The 26,417-nt window shown below is 64.4% G+C and carries 18 protein-coding genes, 1 tRNA gene and 2 pseudogenes; 13 read left to right on the forward strand and 8 right to left on the reverse strand.

All coding sequences use genetic code 11. The features are described 5' to 3' along the window. The first annotated feature begins 11 nt into the window (after positions 1-11). Both CRO22_RS15985 and CRO22_RS19070 read left to right on the forward strand, forming a co-directional pair. On the forward strand, positions 12-2,276 hold the full coding sequence (locus CRO22_RS15985; RefSeq protein WP_097071163.1) for an adenosylcobalamin-dependent ribonucleoside-diphosphate reductase: 2,265 nt from the start codon (positions 12-14) through the stop codon (positions 2,274-2,276). Between the two features lie 713 nt (positions 2,277-2,989). Next, positions 2,990-3,301, forward strand: a pseudogene (locus CRO22_RS19070) (hypothetical protein); the annotation flags it as partial. Positions 3,302-3,564: 263 nt separating this feature from the next. Here CRO22_RS19070 and CRO22_RS15995 read toward each other — a convergent pair. Further along, positions 3,565-3,669: pseudogene (locus CRO22_RS15995) on the reverse strand (IS110 family transposase); the annotation flags it as partial. A gap of 193 nt (positions 3,670-3,862) precedes the next feature. Here CRO22_RS15995 and rfbC point away from each other — a divergent pair. From rfbC to rfbA, 4 genes are read left to right on the forward strand one after another with little or no spacing between them, the layout of a single operon-like run. Next, positions 3,863-4,423, forward strand: coding sequence for a dTDP-4-dehydrorhamnose 3,5-epimerase (rfbC, locus tag CRO22_RS16000; RefSeq protein WP_097071164.1), 561 nt, complete (start codon positions 3,863-3,865; stop codon positions 4,421-4,423). Positions 4,424-4,425: 2 nt separating this feature from the next. Beyond that, entirely contained in the window at positions 4,426-5,472 is a 1,047-nt protein-coding gene (rfbB, locus tag CRO22_RS16005; protein ID WP_097071165.1) for a dTDP-glucose 4,6-dehydratase, read from the forward strand. Then, a complete protein-coding gene (gene rfbD / locus CRO22_RS16010; protein ID WP_097071166.1) occupies positions 5,469-6,320 on the forward strand; it encodes a dTDP-4-dehydrorhamnose reductase in 852 nt (283 codons plus the stop codon). Before rfbB ends, rfbD begins: the two co-directional genes overlap by 4 nt. Next, positions 6,317-7,198 (forward strand): glucose-1-phosphate thymidylyltransferase RfbA, encoded by an 882-nt coding sequence (gene rfbA / locus CRO22_RS16015; protein ID WP_097071167.1) that lies wholly within the window; start codon positions 6,317-6,319, stop codon positions 7,196-7,198. The genes rfbD and rfbA overlap by 4 nt, the downstream gene beginning before the upstream one ends. Before the next feature lie 8 nt (positions 7,199-7,206). On the opposite strand, the gene CRO22_RS16020 is transcribed toward rfbA, so the two are convergent. Beyond that, positions 7,207-8,274, reverse strand: a complete 1,068-nt coding sequence (locus CRO22_RS16020; protein ID WP_097071168.1) for a DUF2793 domain-containing protein — start codon at positions 8,272-8,274, stop codon at positions 7,207-7,209. Between the two features lie 144 nt (positions 8,275-8,418). Between CRO22_RS16020 and CRO22_RS16025 the strand changes: the two genes are divergently transcribed. After that, on the forward strand, positions 8,419-9,375 hold the full coding sequence (locus CRO22_RS16025) for a glycosyltransferase (RefSeq protein WP_245861006.1): 957 nt from the start codon (positions 8,419-8,421) through the stop codon (positions 9,373-9,375). On the opposite strand, the gene mtgA is transcribed toward CRO22_RS16025, so the two are convergent. From mtgA to CRO22_RS16055, 6 genes are all read right to left on the reverse strand, one after another. Continuing rightward, complete coding sequence (gene mtgA / locus CRO22_RS16030; RefSeq protein WP_245861009.1) at positions 9,376-10,032, reverse strand: monofunctional biosynthetic peptidoglycan transglycosylase; 657 nt, start codon at positions 10,030-10,032, stop codon at positions 9,376-9,378. It lies immediately after the preceding gene. Positions 10,033-10,218: 186 nt separating this feature from the next. Continuing rightward, a complete protein-coding gene (gene gltB, locus CRO22_RS16035; protein WP_097071169.1) occupies positions 10,219-14,757 on the reverse strand; it encodes a glutamate synthase large subunit in 4,539 nt (1,512 codons plus the stop codon). After that, positions 14,754-15,485: a hypothetical protein gene (locus CRO22_RS16040; RefSeq protein ID WP_097071170.1), complete on the reverse strand. Its 732-nt coding sequence runs from the start codon at positions 15,483-15,485 to the stop codon at positions 14,754-14,756. The genes gltB and CRO22_RS16040 overlap by 4 nt, the downstream gene beginning before the upstream one ends. Positions 15,486-15,534: 49 nt before the next feature. After that, complete coding sequence (locus CRO22_RS16045) at positions 15,535-16,968, reverse strand: NAD(P)-dependent oxidoreductase (RefSeq protein WP_097071171.1); 1,434 nt, start codon at positions 16,966-16,968, stop codon at positions 15,535-15,537. A gap of 203 nt (positions 16,969-17,171) precedes the next feature. Beyond that, positions 17,172-17,966, reverse strand: a complete 795-nt coding sequence (locus CRO22_RS16050; protein WP_097071172.1) for an undecaprenyl-diphosphate phosphatase — start codon at positions 17,964-17,966, stop codon at positions 17,172-17,174. Positions 17,967-17,969: 3 nt separating this feature from the next. Continuing rightward, complete coding sequence (locus CRO22_RS16055; RefSeq protein WP_097071173.1) at positions 17,970-18,956, reverse strand: complex I NDUFA9 subunit family protein; 987 nt, start codon at positions 18,954-18,956, stop codon at positions 17,970-17,972. 158 nt (positions 18,957-19,114) lie between these two features. On the opposite strand from CRO22_RS16055, the gene CRO22_RS16060 reads away from it, so the two are divergent. The 6 genes from CRO22_RS16060 (at position 19,115) to CRO22_RS16085 (ending at position 26,397) form a co-directional block, all read left to right on the forward strand. Continuing rightward, a tRNA-Leu gene (locus tag CRO22_RS16060) sits at positions 19,115-19,199 on the forward strand. Positions 19,200-19,573: 374 nt separating this feature from the next. Then, positions 19,574-20,176 carry a histidine phosphatase family protein gene (locus CRO22_RS16065; protein ID WP_176518669.1) on the forward strand — a complete coding sequence of 201 codons (603 nt, stop codon included), beginning with the start codon at positions 19,574-19,576 and terminating at the stop codon, positions 20,174-20,176. A 136-nt stretch (positions 20,177-20,312) separates the two neighbouring features. Beyond that, positions 20,313-22,256, forward strand: a complete 1,944-nt coding sequence (locus CRO22_RS16070; protein WP_097071175.1) for an ABC transporter ATP-binding protein — start codon at positions 20,313-20,315, stop codon at positions 22,254-22,256. After that, a complete protein-coding gene (locus tag CRO22_RS16075; protein WP_097071176.1) occupies positions 22,253-24,190 on the forward strand; it encodes an ABC transporter substrate-binding protein in 1,938 nt (645 codons plus the stop codon). Before CRO22_RS16070 ends, CRO22_RS16075 begins: the two co-directional genes overlap by 4 nt. A 3-nt stretch (positions 24,191-24,193) precedes the next feature. Continuing rightward, positions 24,194-25,189 (forward strand): ABC transporter permease, encoded by a 996-nt coding sequence (locus CRO22_RS16080; RefSeq protein ID WP_097071177.1) that lies wholly within the window; start codon positions 24,194-24,196, stop codon positions 25,187-25,189. Next, positions 25,186-26,397, forward strand: coding sequence for an ABC transporter permease (locus CRO22_RS16085; protein WP_245861008.1), 1,212 nt, complete (start codon positions 25,186-25,188; stop codon positions 26,395-26,397). The genes CRO22_RS16080 and CRO22_RS16085 overlap by 4 nt, the downstream gene beginning before the upstream one ends. The last annotated feature ends 20 nt before the right edge of the window (positions 26,398-26,417 follow it).

Consider the following 26,417-nt stretch of genomic DNA (forward strand, 5'->3'; position numbering starts at 1 on the left):
CCGAGGAACAGATGACCCGTTTTTCCGCCCCGATCGCCGAACAGATCTGGGACATGAAATACCGCCTGAAAGAGGCCGATGGGGCCCCCCTCGACGCCACGGTGGAAGACAGCTGGCGGCGGGTGGCACGCGACCTCGCCTCGGTCGAAACGGATCCCTCGGCGTGGGAGCCGCGCTTCTACGCCGCGCTTGAGGATTTCAAGTTCCTGCCCGCGGGGCGGATCCTGGCGGGCGCGGGCACCGGGCGCACCGTGACGCTCTTCAACTGCTTCGTGATGGGCACGATCCCCGATTCGATGGGTGGCATCTTCGACATGCTGAAGGAAGCCGCGCTGACGATGCAGCAAGGCGGCGGCATCGGCTATGATTTCTCCACCATCCGGCCGCGCGGGGCGGCGGTGAAGGGGGTGGCGGCCGATGCGTCGGGCCCGCTCTCCTTCATGGATGTCTGGGATGCGATGTGCCGCACCATCATGTCGGCCGGGTCGCGCCGTGGCGCGATGATGGCAACGATGCGCTGCGACCACCCCGATATCGAAGCCTTCATCACCGCCAAACAGGATTCGGCGCGGCTGCGGATGTTCAACCTCTCGGTGCTGATCACAGACGCTTTCATGGAGGCGGTGAAGGCCGATGGTCCTTGGGAGTTGATGTTCGGCGGCAAGGTCTATCACACGATCCATGCACGCGATCTGTGGAACAAGATCATGCGCGCAACCTACGATTTCGCCGAACCGGGGGTGATTTTCATCGACCGCATCAACGCGATGAACAACCTCAATTATCTTGAACAGATCGCCGCGACCAACCCCTGTGGCGAACAGCCGTTGCCGCCCTATGGCGCTTGCCTGCTCGGCTCGATCAACCTCGCCAAGCTTGTGAGCGCGCCCTTCTCGGAGGCCGCCGCCCTTGATGAGGCCGCGCTCGACGATCTCGTGCGCACCGCGGTACGGATGATGGACAATGTCGTCGATGCCTCGCGCTTCCCGCTGCCGCAACAGGCGGCCGAAGCGGCGAACAAGCGCCGCATCGGACTTGGCGTCACCGGCCTTGCCGATGCGCTTTTGATGGTCGGCCTGCGCTATGGCTCGGATGAAGCTGCCGCGCAGACCGAGGCATGGATGAAGGCAATCGCGCGCGCGGCCTATCTCGCCTCTGCGGATCTGGCGCAGGAAAAGGGCGCCTTCCCGCTGTTCGATGCCGAAAAATATCTCGCCTCGGGCAATATGATGCAGATGGATGACGACGTGCGCGACACGATCGCCAGACACGGCATCCGCAACGCGCTTTTGACCTCGATCGCGCCCACCGGCACGATCTCGCTTTATGCGGGAAATGTCTCGAGCGGAATCGAGCCGGTCTTCGCCTATGCCTATACCCGCAAGGTGCTGCAAAAGGACGGCTCGCGGACCGAGGAGGAAGTGGTCGATTATGCGGTGCAGATGTGGCGCGAGATGAAGGGCGATGCGTCCCTGCCCGACTATTTCGTCAATGCCCAGACGCTGGCGCCGATGGATCATGTGAAGATGCAGGCGGCAGCGCAGAAATGGATCGATTCGAGCATCTCGAAAACGATCAACTGCCCGGTCGACATCTCGTTTGACGCGTTCAAGGATGTCTATCTGGCGGCCTATGAAACGGGCTGCAAGGGCTGCACCACCTACCGGCCGAATGAAGTCACGGGCTCGGTTCTCACAGTTTCGGAAAGTTCCGAAAAGGCGCCCGAAGCCGATACGGGCGCCGAGGTGGTCTATCTCACCGAACCGCTCGACCGGCCCGCGGCGCTCGAAGGCGCGACCTACAAGCTCAAATGGCCGGGCTCGGAACATGCGATCTACATCACCGTGAACGATATCGTTCAGGGCGGGCACCGCCGGCCCTTCGAGGTGTTCATCAACTCGAAAAACATGGAGCATTACGCTTGGACGGTGGCGCTCACACGGATGATCTCCGCGGTGTTTCGGCGCGGCGGCGATGTGAGCTTTGTGGTCGAGGAACTGAAGGCCGTGTTTGACCCGCGCGGCGGCGCCTGGATGACGGGGCAATATATCCCCTCGATCCTCGCCGCGATCGGCGGCGTGATCGAGAGGCATCTGATCGCGATCGGCTTTATCGCAGGCGAAGGCATGGGGTTGAAGGCCGATCCGCGCGCCGAGGCAATGGTGGTTGGCGAGCCCCCCCGCGGCCAAGCCTGCCCCTCATGCGGCAGCTATGCGCTGCGCAAAGTCGAAGGCTGCCTTACCTGCGCCGATTGCGGCCATTCGAAATGCGGCTGATCGTGATGGGCGTTTAACTGTCTCGATGCTCAGATAAATTGGCCACTCCTGTCCACTGAGCGAGCCCTGTCCCGCCGACTGAAACGTCGGCGGGTTTTCTTTCGGGCCGAGCGTCATCCTGCGAAATTGATTTAGAATCATAAGCTTGCGAAGTTTTCGTCTCCCGCCATCTCTGTCCTTCCCCCGTTCTCGCGGTTGAGATAAATTATTCATGTCACCATAAGAGCGACCCTGAATGGGAAAAAGCGACATCCGTCCGTAGTGCGCAATGGATCAGCTGACTGACGAAATGGTGTTTGGTGAGGGAGGCGAAGAGGCATGGCGAGATGTACCGCACTAGTAAATGGTCATCGCTCGGCAGCTGCCGCAGCCGCATGTCCTGCATGTGGGAGCCGCTCCAGCGGCTATAGCGGGTATGGCTACAGCAGTTACGGGTCATATTCGTCCCTTTCATCCTCCTCAGGGAGCAGCAGCGGTCGGACCAGCGACAGTTCAGGGCGCCGCACCGCCAAGCCGCGCTGGTCGGGAACAGGTTCGTCAGTCTGGTACACGCCTGAACAGGTTCAGGCGCTCACGCCGGTTCGAGAAAACGTCGAAAACCTAGCGGCCTCGCAGCCTGATCTTCAAGATGTGTTTCTATGCCACGCATGGGATGACAGGCAGGGCTCCGCCAAGGAATTGCATGATTTGCTGGAGGCCCGGGGGTCCGCGTATGGTTCAGTGAAAAGGACCTTGGCCTCGGGGTGCCAATGATGCGGGCGATCGACAAGGGCTTGGTAAACTCTCGAGTCGGTATTGTTTTGGTAACCCCGGCCATGTTGCGCCGCCTCCCAGCGGAAGGCATCGCAGACAAAGAGCTTTCGGCTCTCCTCCGGCGTGAGCGTCTTGTCCCGGTCGTTCATGGAACAACCTATGAAGAGCTTGAGAAAGTCAGTCTACTGTTGGCGTCCCGTGCGGGACTGAGTACTGCCGAAGAGTCAATGCCGGAAGTCGCGGCCAAGATCGCAGAGCTGGTCGCCACATAACGCCCCGCGCTTGGCGGTTCAGAAAACTGGCGCCCCGCGCGGAACAGGTTTGAAGACTCCGCTTTTCTGACGGCCACCCCAGGTACAGCGCGAGCGTTATTGGGGCACCAGAAACGGATAAGCCCGAACCTGACATAACAGCCGGGATGATCAAGTGATCATTGGTCTCTCTGCGACATCTATCGCGTGTCCGTGATCAATCCAAAGACTTGAAATTTCGTTCTCACGCTCGGGCACAGCCTCGCTCAGCAAGTTGAGAACTATTGCCGCAGCTTCTTGCGCACAACTGCTCGCCTTGCGCCGTCAGCGACATGCACTGGAAACACATTCTTCGCCAGATCGAGCCCGACCGTGATAATCCCCGACATGACCGTCCTCCTTTGTGGATCATCGCAGACCCGCCGTGGCACATCAATGCCGTCGGGGGGCGGTCACATCATCAACGCCGTCAGCCGCCCAAATATTCGGGCTTCGCTTGCGCAGAGGCCGTGGCCTTTGGGGTGGAATTCCGGGTTTTGGCCCGCTATAGCTTGCGCAGATTATTGCCGCAGGAAACATAGCATGATGGTGGAAGCAACCAGCCTCCCGGGCGTTCTGATCCTGACGCCGAAGCGCTTTGGCGATCACCGCGGCTTCTTCTCGGAGAGTTGGAACCGGCGCACGCTTGAACAGGCAGGGGTGATCCTGCCCGACTTCGTGCAGGACAATCATTCCCTCTCGCGCGAGGTCGGCACGGTGCGCGGGCTGCATTTCCAGCGCCCGCCCCATGCGCAAGGCAAGCTTGTGCGCTGCGGGCGCGGCCGGATCTTTGATGTGGCGGTCGACGCGCGGCGGAGCTCGGCCACTTATGGTCACTGGATCGGCGAGGAGCTCAGCTTCGAGAACGGCCGCCAGCTCTGGATCCCCGCCGGGTTCCTGCACGGCTTCATGACGCTCGAGCCTGACAGCGAAATCATCTACAAATGCACCGATCATTACGCGCCTGACTGCGATGGCGGGGTGCGCTGGGACAGCTGCGGCATCGACTGGCCGCTTGCCGGGATCACACCGATCCTTTCCGAAAAGGACGAAAAGGCACCCGCCTTTACCGATTTCGTCTCGCCCTTCACCGACGAGGTCTGAGCATGAAGATTATGGTGACCGGCGGCGCCGGGTTCATTGGCTCCGCGGTGGTGCGCCTTGCGGTGGCGCGCGGCCATGCGGTGATCAACCTCGACGCGCTCACCTATGCGGCCTGCCTCGAGAATGTCGCATCCGTCGCCGAAAGCCCGCTTTATGCTTTTGAACAGGCCGATATTCGCGACCCGGCCGCGCTCGCGCGGGTGTTCGAGACCCATGCGCCCGATGCGGTGATGCATCTGGCCGCCGAAAGCCATGTGGATCGCTCGATCGACGGGCCGGGCGTTTTCATCGAGACCAATGTGACGGGCACCTACAACATGTTGCAGGCCGCGCGCAGCTTCTGGGAAGCGCGGGGGCGCCCGGAATGCTTCCGTTTCCATCACATCTCGACCGACGAGGTCTTCGGGTCGCTGCCGCCCGATCCGACGCAGAAATTTACCGAAGACACCCCCTATGATCCGCGCTCTCCCTATTCTGCCTCGAAGGCTGCCTCGGATCATCTGGTCCGGGCTTGGCACGAGACCTATGGCCTGCCCGTGGTGCTGACGAATTGCTCGAACAATTACGGGCCGTTCCACTTCCCCGAGAAGCTCATTCCGGTGATCATCCTGAATGCGCTCGCGGGCAAGCCGCTCCCCATTTATGGCGATGGCTCGAACATCCGCGACTGGCTCTATGTCGAAGATCATGCCGATGCGCTGCTTCTCGTGCTTGAGAAGGGCGCGCCGGGGCGCAGCTACAATATCGGGGGCGAGAACGAGCGCACCAATCTCGCGCTGGTGAAAACGCTCTGCGCGATTCTCGACCGGTTACGGCCGAAGGACGCCGGTTCCTACGCCGATCAGATCACCTTTGTCACCGACCGTCCGGGCCATGATGCGCGCTACGCGATCGACCCGGGGCGGATCCGCGCCGAACTGGGCTGGCGGCCGAGCGTGACAGTGGAGGAAGGGCTCGAGAAGACCGTGCAATGGTATCTCGACAACGCGGAATGGTGGCGCGCGCTGCAGGGCCGCGCCGGCGTGGGCGAAAGGCTGGGCAAGGCATGATGCTGGTTTTTGGCCAAACCGGTCAGGTTGCCCGCGCGTTTCAGGTGCTCGCGCCCGAGGCGCTCTATCTTGGCAGGGAGGCGGCCGATCTGATGAACCCCGAGGCCTGTGCCGCGGCGATCCGCGCCGCCAAGCCCGATGTCGTGATCAATGCCGCCGCCTGGACGGCCGTTGACAAGGCGGAGACCGAGGAAGCGGCGGCAACGCAGGTGAATGGCGCAGCACCCAGCGCGATGGCCGAAGCCTGCGCCGCGCTCGCCATCCCCTTCGTGCATATTTCGACCGATTACGTGTTTGACGGTTCTGGCGAAGCCCCCTTCGCGGTGGATGCCCCCACCGCGCCGCTTGGCGCTTATGGCCGCTCCAAGCTCGCAGGCGAAGAAGGGGTGCGCGCAGCGGGCGGGTGCCATGCGATCCTGCGCACCTCCTGGGTGGTCTCCGCGGACGGGACGAATTTCGTCAAGACCATGCTCCGGCTTTCGGAAACGCGTGAAAAGCTCACCATCGTCGCCGACCAGATCGGCGGGCCGACGCCCGCGCGCGCAATCGCCGTGGCCTGTCTCGAAATCGCGCGCCAGTTGAGCGAGAATCCCGCAAAAAGCGGCACCTATCATTTTTCCGGAGCACCGGATGTGAGCTGGGCCGATTTCGCCCGCGAGATCTTCGTGCAGGCGGGGCGGACGACCGTGGTGGAGGATATTCCCTCTTCCGCCTATCCGACCCCGGCGCGCCGTCCGGCCAATTCACGGCTCGATTGCAGCCGCACGGCAGAGGTCTTCGGCATCAACCGTCCGAACTGGAAAACCGGTTTGTCAGAAATTCTGAAAATTCTGGAAGGAGCGAAATGACACGGCGCAAAGGCATCATTCTCGCGGGTGGGTCCGGAACACGGCTTTACCCGGTCACCATGGCTGTCTCCAAGCAGCTGATGCCGATCTATGACAAGCCGATGATCTATTACCCGCTCACGGTGCTGATGCTGACCGGGATCCGCGAAATCGCGATCATCACCACGCCGCAGGATCAGGAGCAATTCAAGCGCCTGCTCGGCGATGGCAGCCAATGGGGGCTGAAGATCGAATGGATCACCCAGCCCTCGCCCGACGGGCTTGCGCAGGCCTATCTGCTCGCGGAAGACTTCCTGGCCGGGGCGCCTTCGGCGATGGTTCTCGGCGACAACATCTTTTTTGGCCACGGCCTGCCGGAACTGCTGGCCTCGGCAGACCGCAAGGAAACCGGCGGCACGGTCTTTGGGTACCATGTCGCCGATCCGGAGCGCTACGGCGTGGTGAAATTCGACCCGCTGGGGCGGGTCCAGGAGATCATCGAGAAACCCGAGGTGCCACCCTCGAATTATGCCGTGACCGGGCTCTACTTCCTTGATGGTGATGCACCGCGGCGGGCGCGCATGGTCAAACCCTCGGCGCGGGGCGAGCTTGAGATCGTGTCGCTGCTCGAGACCTATCTCAAGGACGGCACACTCTCGGTCGAGCGGATGGGCCGGGGTTACGCCTGGCTCGACACCGGCACCCATGGCAGCCTGCTTGATGCGGGCAATTTCGTGCGCACGCTTTCGATGCGGCAGGGGATGCAGAGCGGCTGCCCCGAAGAAATCGCCTATGAGGCGGGCTGGATCAGTGCCGAAGAGCTTGCCGCCCATGCCGAACCGCTGAAAAAGAACGATTACGGCAAATATTTGTTGGGCCTGTTGCGCGAGAAGGGCTGAGCCGAACGCTAGATCCAGCGGCCGAATGCCATGACCCTGGCATTGACCGCGCTGGCGCTGCTCGCAGTTGCCATCAGTGCGAGATCGGCGGCCGTAGTGCTGGAGGGGCCGAAGGTCATCCAGCGCATCACCCCCTCCGCCGCACCGCTCAGGACCGGGGGCGCGGCAAAGCTCGCCGGAAAGGTCCAGCTCTGTGCGGCCGATGTGAAAAGCGCGCCGCTCGCCGTCGCGACGGAGGCAAAGCTCAGCACCTGCGTGCAGATCATCGTGCCATCGGCAAAGCGCACCGCCTCGCCGCCCGAGCCGCTCGTGCGCTCGATCACCGCGCCAGTGGGCACCCCCGCAGCCTGGCTCACCACGCCAAGCAGATTGCCGGGCCCATAGCCGTAATCGGCCCGCATCAAGCGCCCTGAGGTGATATCCGTGGCGGCCTGCTGCACCGCCGCGCCGGTCACATGACCCGTTGCCGGATCAAAGCGCAGCGCCGAAAGGAAGCTGCTGCCATCGGCGCTGACCTTGATCGCGAAAGCCTCCTCGCCGACGAGGCCCATTTCGGCGCGGCCCGACCAGTTCGACTGAAAAAGCAGGCTCGCCGTCTCGCCTGCCGCCGCCTTGTTGATCTTGAGCTGATGGCCCGCGCCTTCATGGCTCAGAAGCGTGGCGGGTGCGCGAACAGAAAGGCGGTTGGTCGTATCTGCCGTGGTCTGGATGCCAAGGGTTGCGAACTCCTGCAAATCGACGGCGGGGCGGACCCAGGTGCTGCCGTCGAACAGCCGCAAGTCGCCCGCGGGGGTGGCGGCACGCCAGCCGGGCTTGGGTATGACGAAGCGCCAGACATTGTCGATATAGGCGGCGAGCATCGCAGTCTGCCCGGCCCAGACGCCGGTGGGGGCGGCGCCGAGAGCATGCACCTCGCCCTCGGTGGGGCTTGCGGGCGGCGTCTCGGCCTCGAAGCCCGCCACGACAAGTTGCACGATAACATCGAGCATCTGCACCGCCTCGTTGTGGGTGACATGCTTTTGCGCCTGCGAGGGCAGGATGAACGGCAAGGCGAGGATTGCAGATGTGTCGGCCATGATCGCTCCTGAGGGCTGGGATAGGCCCGAGCCTAGGAACGGCGGTTTGACGAAAGCTTAGCCATGCGTGCGGACCTCGGCGCGGTTGAAACCCTGCCGCCAAGGCTCTAGGACTGCGACAGCCAGCCAGAGCAGGAGGTCGCGGTGACGAAGACCGGGGCGAGCAACACCGCAGCGCCGCATGTCGTCATCCTGATGGCGACCTATGAGGGGGCAGAATGCTTGCGCGCCCAGCTCGACAGTTTCGTCGCCCAGACGCATGGCAACTGGTCGCTTCTGGTCGGCGATGACGGCTCGCGCGATGCGACCCGCGAAATCCTCGCAGGCTTTGCCGCCGAAGGCCATGCGCTGCGGCTGATCGAGGGGCCGCGCCGCGGGGCCGCGGCGAATTTCATGGCGCTCTTGCGCGAGGCGGCGCAAAGCGCCCCGCCCGGCGCCTGGATCGCCTTTTCCGATCAGGACGATGTCTGGTTGCCCGACCGGCTTGCGCGCGGCATCGCGGCGCTTTCCGCCGCGCCGGGGCAGGGGCCCGGGCTGTTTTGCAGCCGTACCTTCATCGTCGATCACGCACTGCAGACCCCGCGGCTCTCGGTGCCGCGCCCGCGTCCGCTCGGCTTTCGCAATGCGCTGGTGCAAAATGTGGTAGCGGGCAACACGATCCTGCTTGATGCGGCGGGAGCGGCGCTCGTGCTGGCTGCGAGCGCCGAGGCGGCGCGCGTCGTGGTGCACGACTGGTGGGTCTACCAGATCCTTTCGGGCTGTGGCGGGCGGATCGTGCATGACGACACCCCAACGCTTCTCTATCGCCAACACGCCGCCAACGAGATCGGCGCGAACGATTCGCGCCGGGCACAGATGCAACGGCTCGGCATGCTCTTGCGCGGTACGATGCGCGACTGGACCACGATCAATATCGCCGCGCTCAGCGGCTCGCGCCATCGCTTCACACCGGAAAACCGCGCGCTTTTCGATGCTTTCGCGGCGCTGCGCGGCCGCAGCGTACCAGCGCGCCTGATTGCCTTCGCGCGGCTCCGGCTCTACCGGCAAACCCGGATCAGCACGCTCGCGCTCTGGGTCTCGGTGCTGGTCGGGCTTATGTGATCAGTCGCTGAAGCAGCGCGCACGGCCATCGCGGCGGATCGTCTCGGCGCCATCCACGATCGCATTGGCCCGGCGCGAGACGAAACGCGAGGGCTTGGCGGCCGAGCGCTCCTTCGGATCGGGCAGCACCGCGGCGAGGAGTGCCGCCTGATGCGCCGAGAGCTTGTCGGGCGTGGTGCGGAAATAGTGGAAGGCGGCGGCATTGACGCCAAACACGCCCTCGCCGAATTCCGCGACATTGAGATAGATCTCGAGGATCCGCCGCTTCGTCCAGATCGCCTCCACCGGCGGCGTCAGCATCGCCTCGAGCGCCTTGCGCGGCCAGCTCCGGCCCTGCCAGAGGAATACGTTCTTCACCACCTGTTGCGAGATCGTCGAGGCGCCGCGGTTCGCGCCCTTGTCGATCGCCTGACGGATCGCCGCCATGTCGAAGCCCCAGTGGTTGCAGAAATTGGCATCCTCCGCCGCCACCGCGGCGCGCAGCATCACCGGGGCGATATCCTCTGCATCGGTCCATTCCTGGTCGATGCCGCCAAGCCTCCGCCCCTCGCTCCACATCGTGTAGGTGGTGGGCGGGTTGACGAAATCATAAACGACAATCAGCGCCAGCAGCGCCGCGGCGAGACCGAGTGCAAACCGCGCCGCCCAGCCCGTCATCCGCCGCAGCGCGTCGCCCAGCCCGATACGCTGCGCGCTGCCGCGGCTCTTCGTCTTCGATGTTGGTCTGCTTCGCCCCATGCCGCCATAAGCCATGCCCGGCCCGATCTGGTCAAGCGCCGAGCCGTTGCGAAAAGGGCGGCCCCTCGCGGCGCCGCCCCGATGCACATTCTGTCGCTGCCGGGCTTATTCCGCCGGCATCGCTTTCGCTTCATCGGAGAGCGGGAAGGGCAGATGCATCAGCATTTCCTTCGGGCAGACCTGCAGGAAGTTTCTCCGTTCCACCTCCCAGTTGGCAAGGATCGCCGTGCCCTTGGCCGAGCCGGTTTCCTTCACATGCCGCTCGATCAGCCCCTTGAGCTGGGCCTCCCAATGGGCATGGCCGAGCGCGCAGGTGACGAGGCTTTCGAGGTTCATATATTCCTCGGCGACCCCTTCCGGATCGTAAAGGAAGGCCATGCCCCCGGTCATGCCGGCGCCGAAGTTCGGCCCGATCCGGCCCAGAATCACCGCGACGCCACCGGTCATGTATTCGCAACCGTTCGAACCGCAGCCCTCGACCACGACTTTCGCACCGGAGTTGCGCACCGCAAAGCGCTCGCCCGCGCGGCCGGCCGCAAAGAGGAACCCGTCGGTCGCGCCGTAAAGCACGGTGTTGCCGATGATCGTGTTTTCGGCGGCGGTGAGCGGCGAGGCCATCGGCGGGCGCACCACGATGGTGCCGCCCGAAAGCCCCTTGCCCACATAGTCGTTGGCATCGCCCGAGACTTCGAGCTTCAGCCCCGGCGCGGCAAAGGCGCCGAGCGACTGGCCACAGGAGCCGGTGAGCCGCACCGTCAGGTGATCGGGCTGCAGCGCGTTGCGCATGCCGAAGTTCTTGACGATGTGCGAGGATGCGCGCGTGCCGATGGTGCGCAGCGTGTTGCGCACCGCATAGCTGAGCTGCATCTTCTCGCCGTCTTCAAAGAAGCGGTGGCCGTCCTTGATGATCTCGGCATCGAGCGTATCGGGCACATAGTTGCGCGGTTTCGAGCGGTCGTAGACGATCTTGTCCCAGCCATCGACGGTGATCAGCAGAGGGTTGAGGTCGAGGTCGTCAAGGTGCGCCGAGCCACGGCTGACCTGCGTGAGCAGGTCGGCCCGGCCGATGATCTCGTCCATCGACCGCGCGCCGATCGAGGCGAGCAATTCGCGCACTTCCTGGGCATAGAAGGTGATCAGGTTGACCACCTTGTCCGCCGTACCGGTGAACTTGGCGCGCAGCTTCGGATCCTGGGTGCAGACCCCCACCGGGCAGGTGTTGGACTGGCATTGCCGCACCATGATGCAGCCCATGGCGATGAGTGCCGCGGTGCCGATGCCATATTCCTCGGCCCCCATCATCGCCGCCATGACGATGTCGCGCCCGGTGCGCAGGCCGCCATCGGTGCGCAGCGTCACCCGCTCGCGCAGGTTGTTCATCGCAAGCACCTGATGCGCCTCGGTCAGACCCATCTCCCAGGGCAGGCCCGCATATTTGATCGAGGTCGCGGGGCTTGCCCCGGTGCCGCCATTGTGGCCCGAGATCAGGATGATGTCGGCTTTCGCCTTCGCCACCCCGGCCGCGATCGTGCCCACGCCCGAGGAGGCCACGAGCTTCACCGTCACCTTGGCGCGCGGGTTGATCTGCTTGAGGTCGTAGATCAGCTGCGCGAGGTCTTCGATACTGTAGATATCGTGGTGCGGGGGGGGGCTGATCAGCGTCACGCCCTTGGTCGAGTGGCGCAACCGCGCGATGAGTTCCGTCACCTTCATGCCCGGAAGCTGGCCGCCCTCGCCGGGTTTGGCCCCCTGCGCGACCTTGATTTCCAGCTCTTCGCAGGCGTTCAGATATTCCGCGGTCACACCAAAGCGCCCCGAGGCCACCTGTTTGATCTTCGCCGAGGGATTGTCGCCATTCGGTTCGGGCACGAAATGCGCCGGATCCTCGCCGCCTTCGCCACTATCCGATTTCGCGCCGATCCGGTTCATCGCCACGTTGAGAAGCTTGTGCGCCTCGGGCGAGAGCGCGCCCAGCGACATGCCCGGCGTGACGAAGCGCTTGCGGATCGCGGTGATGCTTTCCACCTCCTCGATCGGCACCGGTTTGCCGAGCGACTTGATGTCAAGCATGTCGCGGATGTGGATCGGCGGATTGGCCCGCATCAGCGCCGAATACTGCTTCCACATGTCATAGCTCGCGCGGTCGCAGGCGGCTTGCAGCATATGCATCGACTGCGCGCCCCAGGCATGGGTTTCGCCGGTCTTGCGCGCCTTGTAGAAGCCGCCGATCGGCAGCACGTCCTGCCCGCCGAGCCAGCCCTTGGTGTGCACTTCCTCAAGTTTGCGCTGGATGCCGTGCAGCCCCATGCCGGAGATGCGGCTCTGCATGCCGGGGAAATATTCGGCGACCATGGCGCGCGAAAGCCCCACCGCCTCGAAGTTCAGGCCGCCGCGATAGGAGGAGATGATCGAGATCCCCATCTTCGACATGATCTTCAGAAGCCCGGCGTCGATCGCATCGCGATAGCGGCGCAGGTTATCCTCAAGCGAGCCCGACAGCAGGCCGCGGGCGATCCGGTCGGCGATGCTGTCCTGCGCGAGATAGGCGTTCACCGTGGTCGCGCCGGAGCCGATCAGCACCGCGAAATAATGGCTGTCGATGCATTCGGCCGAGCGCACGTTGATCGAGGTGAAGGTGCGCAACCCCTTGCGGGTGAGCCAGGAATGCACCGCCGACGTGGCAAGGATCATCGGCATCCCGACCTTGCCCGGGCCCTGATGCTCATCGGTGAGAACAAGGTGCGAGGCACCCGAGCGCACGGCATCTTCCGCCTCGGCGCGAATCCGTTCGAGTTCTTCGCGCAAGGCTTCCTGCCCCGCCCCCTGCGGGAAGGTGCAGTCGATCGCCGTCACCGTGGTGGCAAAGGCCTTCATCATCTCCTTGAACTCGGCATTCGCCACGAACGGGCTCTCGAGGCTCCAGATCTCCGTCTGCGTGCTGTTTTCCTCGAGCACGTTCTTGAGGTTGCCAAAGCGGGTCTTCAGGCTCATCACCCGGCTTTCGCGCAAGGAGTCGATGGGCGGGTTGGTCACCTGCGAGAAGTTCTGCCGGAAGAAATGGCTGAGCGGTCGATATTGCTTGGAAAGCACCGCGGGCGGCGTGTCATCGCCCATCGAGGCGACCGCTTCCTTGCCGTCTTCCGCCATCGGCGCGAGGATGTTTTCAAGTTCCTCGACCGAATAGCCCGCCGCGATCTGGCGCTTGCGCAGTTCGGCGCCGGTGTGCATCGCCACTTCCGGCACATCGCGCAGGATCGCGTTAAGGTCCACCACCTTGCCGACCCAATCGCCGAAGGGCTGGCTGTTGGCGAGCCGGTCCTTGATCTCGCGGTCGTGGTAGAGCTTGCCCTCGCGCATGTCGACGGCGATCATCTGCCCCGGCCCGAGCGCGCCTTTTTCGCGCACGGACATTTCATCGATCGGCACCATGCCCGCCTCGGATCCGGCAATCAGCATGCCGTCGCCCGTCACCACATAGCGCATCGGGCGCAGGCCGTTGCGGTCGAGCCCGCCGCAGACCCAGCGGCCATCCGTCATGGCCAGCGCTGCCGGGCCGTCCCAGGGCTCCATCACCGCGTTGCAATAGGCGTACATGTCCTGCCAGGCCTGCGGCATGTCGGTCGTGGTTTTCGACCAGGCCTCCGGCACCAGCATGGTTTTCGTCATTGGCGCCGAGCGGCCCGAGCGCACCATCAGTTCGAACACGGCGTCAAACGCGCCCGAATCCGAGGCACCGGCGGGGATGATCGGCTTGATGTCTTCGGCGGCGTCGCCGAAGGCAGAAGAGGCCATCCGGATCTCGTGGCTCTTCATCCAGTTGATGTTGCCCTTGATCGTGTTGATCTCGCCGTTATGCGCCAGCATCCGGAACGGTTGCGCCAGCCACCATTGCGGGAAGGTATTGGTGGAATAGCGCTGGTGATAAATCGCAAAAGCCGATTCAAAGCGCTCGTCCTTCAGGTCCGGATAGAACTCGGCGACCTGTTCGGCCAGCATCATCCCCTTGTAGATGATCGACCGGCACGACAGCGAGCAGATGTAGAGACCGGCGATCTGGGCGGCGACCGCGGCTTTCTCGATCCGGCGGCGGATGATGTAAAGCTCGCGCTCGAACTGCTCGTCATCGATGTCCTTCTCGCAGCGGATCAGGATCTGTTCGATCTCGGGGCGGGTGGCATTGGCCTTTTCGCCCAGCACCGAAGTGTTCACCGGCACATGGCGCCAGCCATAGATGTAATGGCCCATCCGCAGCACTTCGGTTTCCACGATCGTGCGGCAGCGTTCCTGCGCGCCGAAATCGGTGCGCGGCAGGAAGATCTGGCCCACCGCCACAAGTTTCTCACGGTCGGGCTCGTGACCCGTGCGGCGGATCTGGTCATAGAAATAGGGCGCCGGGATCTGCACGTGAATGCCCGCGCCGTCGCCCGTCTTGCCATCGGCATCGACCGCACCGCGGTGCCAGATCGCTTTCAGCGCGTCGATGCCGGAGGCCACGACCTTGCGGCTTGCCTTGCCGTCGAGCGCGACCACGAGACCGACGCCGCAAGAGGCGTGCTCGTCTTCGCTCTTGTAGAGCGAATGCGCGTCCATCCACTTGCGCTTGGCTTCCTCGGCGGCAACCCAGGCTTCATCGTAATTCATCATTTCACGGCCTCCTTCGAGGGATGGTCAACGAGGGGCGACAGATCGGTCAGCATCATGTCGCAATCATATTCGGGGCGAGTGGCGGCGAAGCCTGCCTCCCCCGGGAAGGCAAAGCTCACCGGCGTGTCGATGCTGGTGGAGCGCTCGCCATAGGCGTTCTCGAAACTTTCGGTCCCGCTGAAGAAGAGCCGCATCTTGCGACTGATCAGCTGTGTGCCCTTGCGGGTGGCGGTGCGGTTTCCCTGGGCATCCACGATCTGCATCTCAAAGCGGCACTGCTCCAGCGGCACACCGTCAATCGTGATTGTCTGCCCGGTCAGCGTGTCATTGCCGATGTAGCGCTGCGCCGTGCCCATATTCGAGCGGGTGACGAAGTCGTAATCGTCCCGGCCCGTGCTGAGCAGGGTCGAGAAAGACGCGCTGTCGGCGGTGGCGGCCGCGTCCAGCGCATCCACCTCACCCGAATAAAGGCTGACGCTTTCGACCCAGCGCGTTTCGGCATCGATATGGCTCAGGAAATATTCCCCCTCGCCGTCAGCAAAGGAAATCCACTGATCGCCGGGCGGATCGCCCGCGCAGGTGTAGTAGTTCGCCACCTGGCAGGAATGCATCTGCACCGTCATGCCCAGCGTGCAGCCCGCAGGCGGCACGAAAACGGCCCCCGCGAGGGCGGGCGCGGCGGCACAAAGCCCCCCGGCTGTCAGCAGAAGGAATGCAAGTCTCGGCATCTCATGCCCTTTCGAAGACCCGGGCCGGGGCGCTTATGCGCCCGGGCGCTCATTCTGCCGCGATGCGGCCGGAACCATCCAGAAAACGGATGATCTCCGCCCCCGCTTCGCGACCGTCGCGGATCGCCCAGACGACGAGCGAGGCGCCGCGCACGATGTCGCCCACCGCATAGACGCCGGGCAGGCTGGTGGCATGGGTGCCGAAATTCGCCTTCACCGTGCCCCAACGGGTGGTTTCCAGATCTTCGGTGCCCCAGAGCGCGGGCAGGTCTTCGGGCTCGAAGCCGAGTGCGGTGATCACGAGATCTGCCGCTTCCTCGTAAAGGCCGCCCTCGATAGGCTCAGGGCTCTGGCGACCCGAGGCATCGGGCGCGCCAAGGCGCATGCGCTGCACCGTCACCGAGGCGACGGGATTGCCCGAAAACGCCTTGGGAGCCGAGAGCCAGACGAATTCGGCCCCCTCTTCCTCGGCATTGGTCACCTCGCGCTGGCTGCCCGGCATGTTGGCCCGGTCGCGCCGGTAGAGGCATTTGACAGAGGTGGCGCCCTGACGAATGGCCGTGCGCACACAGTCCATCGCCGTGTCGCCGCCGCCGATCACCAGCACGCGCTTGCCTTCCGCGTTCAATGTGCCGTCATCGAATTCCGCCACCTCGTCACCGAAGCTCTTGCGGTTTGAAGTGGTGAGATAATCGATCGCGCGGACGATGCCCCTGGCATCGGAGCCCGGGTCGGTGAGCGCGCGCGTTTTATAGACGCCGGTGGCGATCAGCACGGCATCATGCTTGCCGCGGATCGCGTCGAAGGAAATGTCGGTGCCGACATTGCAGTTGAGCACGAATTCGACGCCGCCCTCCTCGAGTTGATGCACGCGGTTCATCACCACGTCCTTCTCGAGTTTGAAACCCGGGATGCCATAGGTGAGCAGGCCGCCCGCGCGGTCATTGCGATCATAAACGGTGACCTGAAGCCCCGCGCGGCGCAACACGTCGGCGGCCGCAAGCCCGCCCGGGCCGCCACCGATGATGCCGATCGATTCAGGCCGGTCCACCGCCGGTTTGATCGGCTTCACCCAGCCGCGATCCCAGGCGGTGTCGGTGATGTATTTCTCGATCGCGCCGATCGTCACCGTGCCATGGCCAGATTGCTCGATCACGCAATTGCCTTCGCACAGCCGGTCCTGCGGGCAGATGCGGCCGCAGATCTCGGGGAAGGCGTTGGTGGACTGGGAAACCTCATAAGCTTCCGCGAGCCGCCCCTCGGCGGTCAGGCGCAGCCAGTCGGGGATGTTGTTGTTGAGCGGGCAATGCGAATGGCAATAGGGCACGCCGCATTGGCTGCAACGGCTCGCCTGCTCGGCTGCCTTGGCATCGGCGAATTCGCGATAGATCTCATCGAAGTCGTGCGCGCGCACGGCGGCATCGCGTTTTTCAGGCGTCTCCTTCGCCGTCGAGACGAATTTGAGCATGCGTTGCTGTGCCATGGTTGCACCTTCCTTGGTGTGAAGCCGGGTGCGCCCTCATACACCGAGGGTAAACAAATTAAAAGTCAGTATGTGTGACCTAATATGCGGAAAGTGGCGCCTTCGGCTGCGACAGGGTGCCGGAATCTGCAAAATATAGGTCAGATGACATTACCTATATGGAGGCGCAGGCCGATTGTTCGTGATTTTTGGGTGATTCGGTGTCAGGAAAGGACACCCGCCGCCACGAGCCCGAGCAGAACACCGCCGAAGGCGATCCGATACCAGGCGAAAATCGTGAAGCGATGCGTGCGGATATAGCCCAGAAGCCATTTCACCGCGACGAAGGCGGTGATGGTCGAGACAGCGAAGGCGATACCGAGGGCTGTCCAGTCTTCCGACACCGCATCACCGCTCAATTGCTTGAGGAGCTCATAGGCGGTTGCCGCATACATCGTCGGAATGCCGACGAGGAAGGCAAACTCGGTCGCCGCGGCACGGTTCGAGGTGCCGAGCAGCATGGCGATGAAGATCGTCGAGGCAGAGCGGGACGTTCCCGGAAACACCCCGGCGATAATCTGCGCGATGCCTACGGCCACAGCAACCGTCATCGTGATGCGCGCGCAATCAGCTTTACGCTCGGCCAGCCGTTCGGCAACGATCATCCAGATGCCACCGATCACCAGCGCCAGCGCCACCGGCATCACCGTCTCCGGCAGTTCGAAGCCGAGCTTCTTGACCACCAGACCAAGCACCGCGGTGATCAGAAACGCCACGGTGAGCTTGAGCAGGTAATCGCGGTTTTCGGCATCGCCCAAACCGGCAAAAAGGCCGACGATCCGGCGCCAGTAGATCAGCGTCACCGCAAGGATCGCCCCGGCCTGAATCGCGATATTATAAGTGTCGGAGCGGGTGCCGAGCCAGTTTTCCGCCAAAAGCAGGTGACCGGTGGAGGAGATCGGCAGAAACTCCGTGATCCCCTCGATCACGCCAAGGACGACATCGGCCCAGTAGGACATGGATCACCCGTGTTTGCGCAGGTTCTTTGCGGAAGCCTGAATCGCTTCATACTGCCCATGCGGGCGGAACCGCCAGAGGTAATCGGGCAGCACTGCGCCCATCGGCGTCGGCAGGATGCCGAGATCAGCGAAGGTTTTTGCCCCTTTCGACACCACATTGTTGCGGCCGAGGTTCTTGAGCTGATCCACCGTGAGGATGCGGTTGGTGATCAGCCCGCCGGTGAGCCATTGCACCGTGTCGCCCGCCATCGCGGTGAGTTTCGAGACGACGCCGGGCAGGCTGATGACGGGGTTCTTGCGCCCCACCACCTTCAGCATCCGTTTCATCAGCTTTTCGAAGGTTTCGACATCGGGGCCGCCGAGTTCATAGGTGCCCTCGGCCTTGCCAAGCACCGCCATCACCGCCGCCTGAGCCACGTCATCCACATAGACCGGCTGGAATTTCGTCTCGCCCGCCGTGATCGGCAGCACCGGGGCAAGCTTCGCCATGGCCGCGAAGCGGTTGAAGAAATCATCTTCGGGGCCAAAAATCACGGAAGGCCGCAAGATTACGGCCTTCGGGAAGGCCTTGCGCACCGCTTGCTCGCCCCAGCCCTTGGTGCGGGCATATTTGCTGTCGGAATCGGTGTCCGCGCCGATCGCCGAGATCTGCACGAGCCGCTCCACTCCCATCTCGGCGGCGATCGTGGCGATGCGCTCCGCACCCTCGGCCTGCACCGCCGAGAAAGTGTTCCTGCCCTCGTTCACAAGGATGCCGACGCAATTCACCACGGCATCGGCGCCCTGCATCGCCAGGCGCACCGAGGCGCTGTCGCGCACATTGCAGAAGATCGGTTCGACCTGACCCACCGCGCCATAGGGTCGCACGAAAAGCGCCTCGTTCGGGCGGCGCACCGCCACGCGTACACGCCAGCCTTCCTTCGCCATGCGCCGGGCGATGTAGCGCCCCACGAACCCCGAACCGCCATAGATCGTGACCAGCTTCGACATCGCTCTCGGCCCCATATTGCATACCATCGTATCCAGATTTAGCCGCAACCCCCCGTTCAAACAAGGGAGAAGGCGGCACCGGGACGGGCGCACAATATTTCTTTCGATCCCCGTTGACAGTCCTCGCGGCGGCAGATACATCGCCCTCCACGACATCAGCCCAGATGGCGGAATTGGTAGACGCGCACGGTTCAGGTCCGTGTGCCGCAAGGCGTGGAGGTTCGAGTCCTCTTCTGGGCACCATTTACCCGCTACCAAGGGTAAATAACTCAAAGACTTCCGTGACATAGCGTTCCGTGCGGTGCACTTCGTGGCACATACGGAGCGCACATGGGACTTGTTTTGAAGCACGTTGAGCGCACCAAGGCCGGAACTTTCCAGTATCGCCGGAGAGTGCCCAAGGGAATCTGCAGCGGTGCATCTGAGGCGGGCAGCGAGGTTGCTTACCCATGCGGAGAGCGCACGAGTTGCTCCCCGGCGCGGCGCCTATCCGATTGACGGTACAAACCCGCGCTTCCTCTGGGCGCACGGGATTGACAAGCGCGGCGTCTCTCTGTGTCAAGGAAAGCGGCCGCGGTTCGGCGCGGTGCGGCGGGGCTGCGCCCCCGGGAGGCCTCTTGCTCTATCTGCTGCGCCACGGCGAGACCGTGTTCAACATTGAAGGCCGCTATCAGGGTGGATGCGACTCGCCGCTCACTGCGCGGGGCTCGGCACAGGCGCGGTGCATCGGTGCGCATCTGGCCCGGCTTGCGCCATGCGCGACGCTCTGGGTCAGCCCGCTGCCGCGCGCGCAGGCCAGCGCGGATCTGATCGCCGCCGAGATCGCGCAGCATACCGGCGCCCCGCCCGCGCGCCAGCTTCGCACCGAGCTTCGGGAGATCGCGCTGGGAGACTGGGACGGGCTCACGCGCGCCGAGATGGAGGCGCTGGCCCCCGGGTTCCGCAAGCGTCACCCGCGGCGGCAATGGATGTTCCATGCGCCGGGCGGTGAGCCGCTTGACGCGGTGCTGGCACGGCTCGCGCAGGTGCATCGCGCCGCCCGTGCCCATCCCGGCGATCTCGTGCTCGTCACCCATGCGTTCACCGGGCGGCTCCTGCGCGGGCTTCATGCCGGTCTGCCACTGGAGGAGGCGGTGACGCTGACCGCCCCGCAAGATGCCTTCCACCTTCTCGCGCCCGATGGCCGCGTGGAGGCGATCGACGCCAGTGCCCGGCCCTGAGCCTGACCGGGCCTGTTGGCGCAAATCTTGCTTGCCGCGCGTTTTGCCCTCGACAATGCCAAGCTCGGGGCACACTCTGCTGCGACAACCCGTCTCATCATGACTGGACCTTCGAGAACCTGCCTGAAGATCTGCCGTGCCCCCCTCGACACGCCCCCTCCCCGACACCGCCCGAGACCTACTCCGCATCGATGGCCTGCGGGTGAGCTTTCCGCTTCTGCAAGGCGAGGTGGAGGCCGTGCGCGGCGCCTCGTTGCGGGTGCGGCCCGGCAAGATCACCGCGCTTGTGGGCGAGTCGGGCTCGGGCAAGAGTGTTACCGGTCAAGCGATCCTCGGGCTGCAACCGGCCAATGCCCGGGTCTCCGGCAAGGTCTGGCTCGACACCGGCGCACCGGTCGATCTGCTCACCTTGCCCCATGACGGGCGCGCCATCCGCGCGATCCGCGGCGCGCAAATCGGCATGATCTTTCAGGAGCCGATGACTTCGTTCTCGCCGGTGCACACGATCGGCAACCAGATCTCCGAGGCGCTGCGGCTGCACCAGCCGATGCCCCCCCGCGCGCTGCGGGCGCGCTGCGAGGAGATGCTCGGCCGGGTCGGCCTGCCCGACCCGAGGCGGATCTATGACATGTATCCGTTCGAGCTCTCGGGCGGGATGCGGCAGCGCGCGATGATTGCGATGGCGGTGATCTGCGGCCCGGCGCTGCTCATTGCCGACGAGCCCACCACCGCGCTCGACGTGACGATTCAGGCGCAGATCCTCGGGCTGATCCGCGATCTGCAACGGGAATTTGACCTTGCGGTGCTGCTGATCACTCACGATCTCGGCGTGGTCGCCAACCTCGCCGACGAGGTGGTGGTGATGCATCACGGGCAGGTGCTGGAATCGGGCCCGACCGAGGCAATCTTTGCCGATCCGCGTCATGAGTATCTGCGCGGGCTGATGAACGCCGTGCCGGTCTTTGGCGCGCGCGCGCGGGACCGGCTCAAGCCCCTGCGTGAGGTGCCCGCCGAAGGCATCCGCGCGCTCGCTGCAATGTCCGTTCCAGCCGCCCCCGCGGCCCCCGCCTCCGCCACGCAAGCGCGCCCGTTGATCACCGTTTCGGGGCTGAGCAAAAGCTTTTTGCCGCGCAACCGCTCCTGGGGGCTGTTTGCACGCTCGGAGCCCCCGCTCCGCGCGGTCGACGATGTCAGCTTCGAGATCCGGCGCGGAGAATGCCTCGGGCTCGTGGGGGAGAGCGGATCGGGCAAGACCACCGTCGGCAAGATGCTGGTGCGCGCCTTTGCCCCCGATGCGGGACAGATCCTGCTCCATGACAGCGCAGGCGGCGTGCTCGACGTGCCCGGGGCCGCGGGCGACGAGCTTACCGCGCTGCGCCAGCGCGTGCAGATGATCTTTCAAGACCCGATGTCCTCGCTCTCGCCGCGCATGACGGTGGGCCAGATCCTCTCCGAGCCGCTCGACATCCATGCCCGTGGCACCCGCGCCGAGCGCGACCGGATGGTGGCGGCGCTCCTCAGGGCCATCGGGCTCGGGCCTGCGGTCGCCGCGCGCTATCCGCACAGCTTTTCGGGCGGGCAGCGCCAGCGCATCGGCATCGCCCGCGCCCTCGCCCTTGGCCCCGAATTCATCGTTTGCGACGAGGCCGTTTCCGCGCTCGACATGTCAGTTCAGGCGCAGATCCTGAACCTTCTGAAAGACTTGCAAAAAGAGCTTCAACTCACCTACCTGTTCATCTCGCACAATCTCGCGGTGGTGAACTACCTTGCCGACCGGATTGCCGTGATGTGGCGGGGGCGGCTCGTGGAACTCGCCCCGCGCGAGGCTCTGATGAGTGCGCCCGCCCATCCCTATACCCGCGCGCTTCTGGCCGCCGTGCCGCATCCAGACCCGCATCACCCGCTCGACATCGCCGCCGCCTGCATGCCCGCGACGCAGGCCGAGAGCGCCTGGCCCGCCGCCTTCCGCGAAAGCGCCGAGGCGCCGGGCGAGCTGGTCGATCTGGGCGATGGGCATCTGGTGCGGATGCAACCGATGGCCGACCGGCGCGACCTCGACGGCACGGGGGGGGCAAGATGAAAAACCGTGGCTTTTCCGGGCGCCCGATCGGGCGGCGCGAGGCGCTGGGGATGATTGCCGCGGGCACGACGCTTGCCCCGAGCCTTGCCGAGGCCTTTGTCAGTGCCCCCTATTTTGCCACGCAAGAAACCATGGGCGCCCTGCCGCCGGTGGCCGCGCGCCTGCCCGACGTGCCGCGCGTGATCGACCTTGCCGCGATGGGGCGCACCCCCGGCCAATGCGGCGGCACGCTCCGCATGGTGATCGGCGGGCAACGTGACGTGCGCTACATGCCGATCCTCGGCTATGCGCGGCTGCTTGCCTACACGCCCGAGCTTGAGCTTGTGCCCGACCTGCTGCGCGACTGGGAGGTGGAGGGCGACCGCATCTTCACGCTGCATCTGCGCCCCGGTCACCGATGGTCGGACGGTCATCCCTTCACCGCCGAGGACTTCCGCTACTGCTGGGAAGATGTGATTGGCCATCCCGATCTGGGGGGCATGCCGCCCGAGATGCTGCTCGACGGGCGCGGGCCAAGCTTCGAGATCCTCGACGATGTGACGGTGCGCTACAGCTGGCATGCGCCGCTGCCCGAATTTCCCGCCCGGCTCGCTGAGCCGGTGCCGCTGCGGCTCTTCCTGCCGGCGCATTATCTCAAGGCGTTCCATGCCCGCTACACACCGATGCCGCGGCTTGAGCAGCTTGCAAAGCACTGGCGCGTGGATGACTGGAGCTCGCTGCACCAGAAGGTGAGCCGCTCGAGCCGCCCCGAAAACCCCGATCTGCCGACGCTTGAGCCGTGGCGGCCGCGCACCTCGCCGCCCTCCGAGCAATTCGTGTTCGAGCGCAACGCCTATTTCCATCGGGTCGACAGCGCGGGCGTGCAGCTTCCCTATATCGACCGGTTCGAACTGGACGTCTCCAGCTACGACATCCTGCCCGCGAAGGTCGCCACCGGCGAAAGCGATCTGCAAGCCACCGGGCTCGAATTCAGCGATTACACGCTGGTCAAGGAGGCAGAGGCGCGGTTTCCGATCAAGGTCGCGCTCTGGACCCGCAGTCAGGGCTCGCGCGTGGCGTTGATGCCGAACCTGAACTGCCTCGACCCGGTCTGGAACGCGCTTTGGCGCGATGTGACGGTGCGCCGCGCGCTGTCGCTCGCGATTGATCGCGACGAGATCAATCAGGTGCTGTTCTTTGGCCTTGCCACGCCGAGCCAGAACACGATCCTGCCCGAGAGCGTGCTCTACCAGCCGCACTACGCCTCCGCCTGGGCGAACCATGACCCCGATCAAGCCAATGCGCTCCTTGACCGGACCCTGCTCGGGCTGCGGCACCGCGACGGCTTCCGACGCATGCCCGATGGCAAGATGGCGGGGCTGATGATCGAGACCGCGGGCGAGAGCAGCCTGCAAACCGATGTGCTCGAGATGATCCGCGACCATTTCCGCGCCGTCGGCCTTGCGGTCTGGACCCGCAATTCGCAGCGCGAACTGTTTCGCTCCCGCGCGCTCGCCGGCATGACGGTGATGTCGGTCTGGAACGGGCTCGACAACGCGCTCCCCACCCCCGAGATGCCGCCCTACGAGCTCGCCCCCACCGCGGAGGACCAACTCAACTGGCCGCGTTGGGGGGCGCATTACGTCTCGCAGGGGCGGCAGGGGATTGCCCCCGACATGCCCGAGGCGCTGATGCTCTTGCGCCTGCTCGACCGCTGGCGCGGCTCGACGAGCCAGGATGAAAGGACCGAGATCTGGCACCAGATGCTCGCGCTGCACGCCGATCAGGTGTTCTCGATCGGGACCATCAACGCGGTGCCGCAGCCCGTGGTGCGCAGCGCCCGGCTGCGCAACCTGCCCGAAACCGGGCTGATCGGCTATGTGCCGACCTCGATCCTCGGCGTCTACATGCCCGACACGTTCTGGCTCGACGATACGGACGGGAAGGAGGGCTAGCCGATGCTGCGTTACATCCTTGCCCGGATCGCGATGATGGTGCCGACGCTCTTCGTGATCTCGGTGCTGGTCTTCACCATCATCCAGCTTCCGCCCGGCGACTACTTCGAGAGCTATGTGCAGGAGTTGCAGATGCTCGGCGAACCCGCCGACCTGCAGGAGATCGCGCTGCTGAAGGAGCATTATCATTTCGACGACCCGATGCCGCTGCAATATCTGCACTGGGTCACCGGCATGCTGCACGGCGATTTCGGCTACAGTTTCGAATACCGCATGCCGGTGCGCGAAGTGGTGGGCGACCGGCTCTGGCTGACGATCATGGTCTCCACGGTGACGATCGTGTTCACCTGGCTCCTCGCCTTCCCGATCGGGGTTTATTCGGCAACGCATCAATACAGCTGGGGCGATTACGGGCTGACGCTGCTCGGCCTGATCGGCCTCGCCATTCCCAATTTCATGCTGGCGATCATTCTGATGTATTTCGCCAATGTCTGGTTTGGCCTCTCCATCGGCCATCTGATGGACGTCAAATATCTGAACCAGCCGATGAGCTGGGACAAGCTGCATTCGATCCTCGCGCATCTGTGGATCCCGGTGGTGATCATCGGCACCGCGGGCACCGCGGGCATGGCGCGGCGGCTGCGCGCGAACCTGCTCGATGAGCTTGGCAAGCAATATGTCACCACCGCCCGCGCCAAGGGGCTCTCCCCCGGGCGCGTGGTGGCGAAATATCCGCTCCGCCTCGCGCTCAACTTCTTCGTGGCCGACATCGGCTCGGTGCTGCCGCAGATCATCTCTGGCGCCGAAATCACCGCGATCATCCTGTCGCTCGAGACCACGGGGCCGATGCTGATCCGCGCGCTGCAATGTCAGGACATGTATCTGGCGGGGTCTTTCCTGATGTTTCTCGCCTTCCTCACCGTGATCGGCGTGCTTGTCTCCGACATCGCGCTGAGCCTGCTTGACCCGCGCGTGCGGCTGCAAGGGAGGCGCGGATGACCGCTCCAACCGACACTCCGATGCAGCCCGGCCCGCTCCCCGCCCCCGGCGCCGCCCCAGGCCATTTCGTCTCGCCAGACCCCTTCGACCCGGAGGCAGAGGCGCCGGGCCTCGCGGGCAGCCTTGGCACGGCCGTGGGCGGGCAAGCGAGCCAGCTCCGCATCATGTGGATCAAGTTCCGCCGCCACAGGCTCGCGCTGATCTCGGCGGTGTTCCTGATCGTGATGTATGCGACGCTGCTGATCACCGAATTCCTCGCCCCCTACCGGCTTGAGGATCACGACTACACCGCCATCTACGCGCCCCCGCAACAGGTGCATCTGTTCCACGACGGCAGCTTTGTCGGCCCCTTCGTCTACGGGCAAAGCGTCACGCTCGACATGGTGCGGCTCAAGCGGGTCTATGCGGACGACCGCTCCGATGTGCAGAAGATCCGGTTCTTCTGCCACGGCGCTCCTTACCGGATGCTCGGTCTGATTCCGGGCGATCTGCACCTCCTCTGCCCGGCCGAGGGCGGCCGGTTCAACCTTCTGGGCACCGATCGGCTCGGGCGTGACATTCTGTCGCGCATCCTCTACGCGGCGCGGGTCTCGCTCACGATCGGGCTTCTGGGCACTTTCGTGGCCTTCTCGCTTGGCATCCTCATCGGCGGCATTGCCGGCTATCGTGGCGGCTGGTTCGACGTGGCGATGCAGCGCACCATCGAGGTGATCCAGTCGATCCCCTCGATCCCGCTCTGGATGGCGCTTGCCGCAATCATCCCGCTCACCTGGAGCCCGATCTTCGTCTATCTCGGCATCACCGTGATCCTCGGCATGCTGGACTGGACCGGGCAGGCCCGCGCCGTGCGGTCCAAGCTGTTTTCCTTGCGCGAAGAGGATTATGTGCTGGCGGCAGAGTTGATGGGCGCACGACCCCGGCGCATCATCTGGCGCCATTTGCTGCCCGGCTTCATGTCGCATCTGATCGCCTCGGCGAGCCTTTCCGTGCCCGGTATGATCCTTGGCGAAACCGCCCTCACCTTCCTCGGGCTCGGTCTGCGCCCGCCGATCACAAGCTGGGGCATCCTGCTCACCGAAGCGCGCGGCATCAACATTATCGCGCTCTACCCATGGCTTTTGTGGCCGATGGTGCCGGTGGTGCTGGTCATCCTCGCCTTCAATTTTTTCGGCGACGGGCTACGTGACGCCGCCGACCCGCTCAGATAAACGTGTCCGGCGCTAACAGA

The sequence above is a fragment of the Rhodobacter maris genome (assembly GCF_900217815.1).
Lineage (GTDB): Bacteria > Pseudomonadota > Alphaproteobacteria > Rhodobacterales > Rhodobacteraceae > Rhodobacter > Rhodobacter maris.

Coding starts and splice junctions, on each gene's coding strand:
- CRO22_RS16085 (WP_245861008.1), top strand. CDS start 25,186: ATGACCGCTCCAACCGACACTCCGATGCAGCCCGGCCCGCTCCCCGCC.
- CRO22_RS16040 (WP_097071170.1), bottom strand. CDS start 15,485: ATGCCGAGACTTGCATTCCTTCTGCTGACAGCCGGGGGGCTTTGTGCC.
- mtgA (WP_245861009.1), bottom strand. CDS start 10,032: ATGACGGGCTGGGCGGCGCGGTTTGCACTCGGTCTCGCCGCGGCGCTG.
- gltB (WP_097071169.1), bottom strand. CDS start 14,757: ATGATGAATTACGATGAAGCCTGGGTTGCCGCCGAGGAAGCCAAGCGC.
- CRO22_RS15985 (WP_097071163.1), top strand. CDS start 12: ATGACCCGTTTTTCCGCCCCGATCGCCGAACAGATCTGGGACATGAAA.
- CRO22_RS16080 (WP_097071177.1), top strand. CDS start 24,194: ATGCTGCGTTACATCCTTGCCCGGATCGCGATGATGGTGCCGACGCTC.
- CRO22_RS16045 (WP_097071171.1), bottom strand. CDS start 16,968: ATGGCACAGCAACGCATGCTCAAATTCGTCTCGACGGCGAAGGAGACG.
- CRO22_RS16020 (WP_097071168.1), bottom strand. CDS start 8,274: ATGGCCGACACATCTGCAATCCTCGCCTTGCCGTTCATCCTGCCCTCG.
- rfbC (WP_097071164.1), top strand. CDS start 3,863: ATGATGGTGGAAGCAACCAGCCTCCCGGGCGTTCTGATCCTGACGCCG.
- CRO22_RS16055 (WP_097071173.1), bottom strand. CDS start 18,956: ATGTCGAAGCTGGTCACGATCTATGGCGGTTCGGGGTTCGTGGGGCGC.
- CRO22_RS16050 (WP_097071172.1), bottom strand. CDS start 17,966: ATGTCCTACTGGGCCGATGTCGTCCTTGGCGTGATCGAGGGGATCACG.
- rfbD (WP_097071166.1), top strand. CDS start 5,469: ATGATGCTGGTTTTTGGCCAAACCGGTCAGGTTGCCCGCGCGTTTCAG.
- rfbA (WP_097071167.1), top strand. CDS start 6,317: ATGACACGGCGCAAAGGCATCATTCTCGCGGGTGGGTCCGGAACACGG.
- rfbB (WP_097071165.1), top strand. CDS start 4,426: ATGAAGATTATGGTGACCGGCGGCGCCGGGTTCATTGGCTCCGCGGTG.
- CRO22_RS16075 (WP_097071176.1), top strand. CDS start 22,253: ATGAAAAACCGTGGCTTTTCCGGGCGCCCGATCGGGCGGCGCGAGGCG.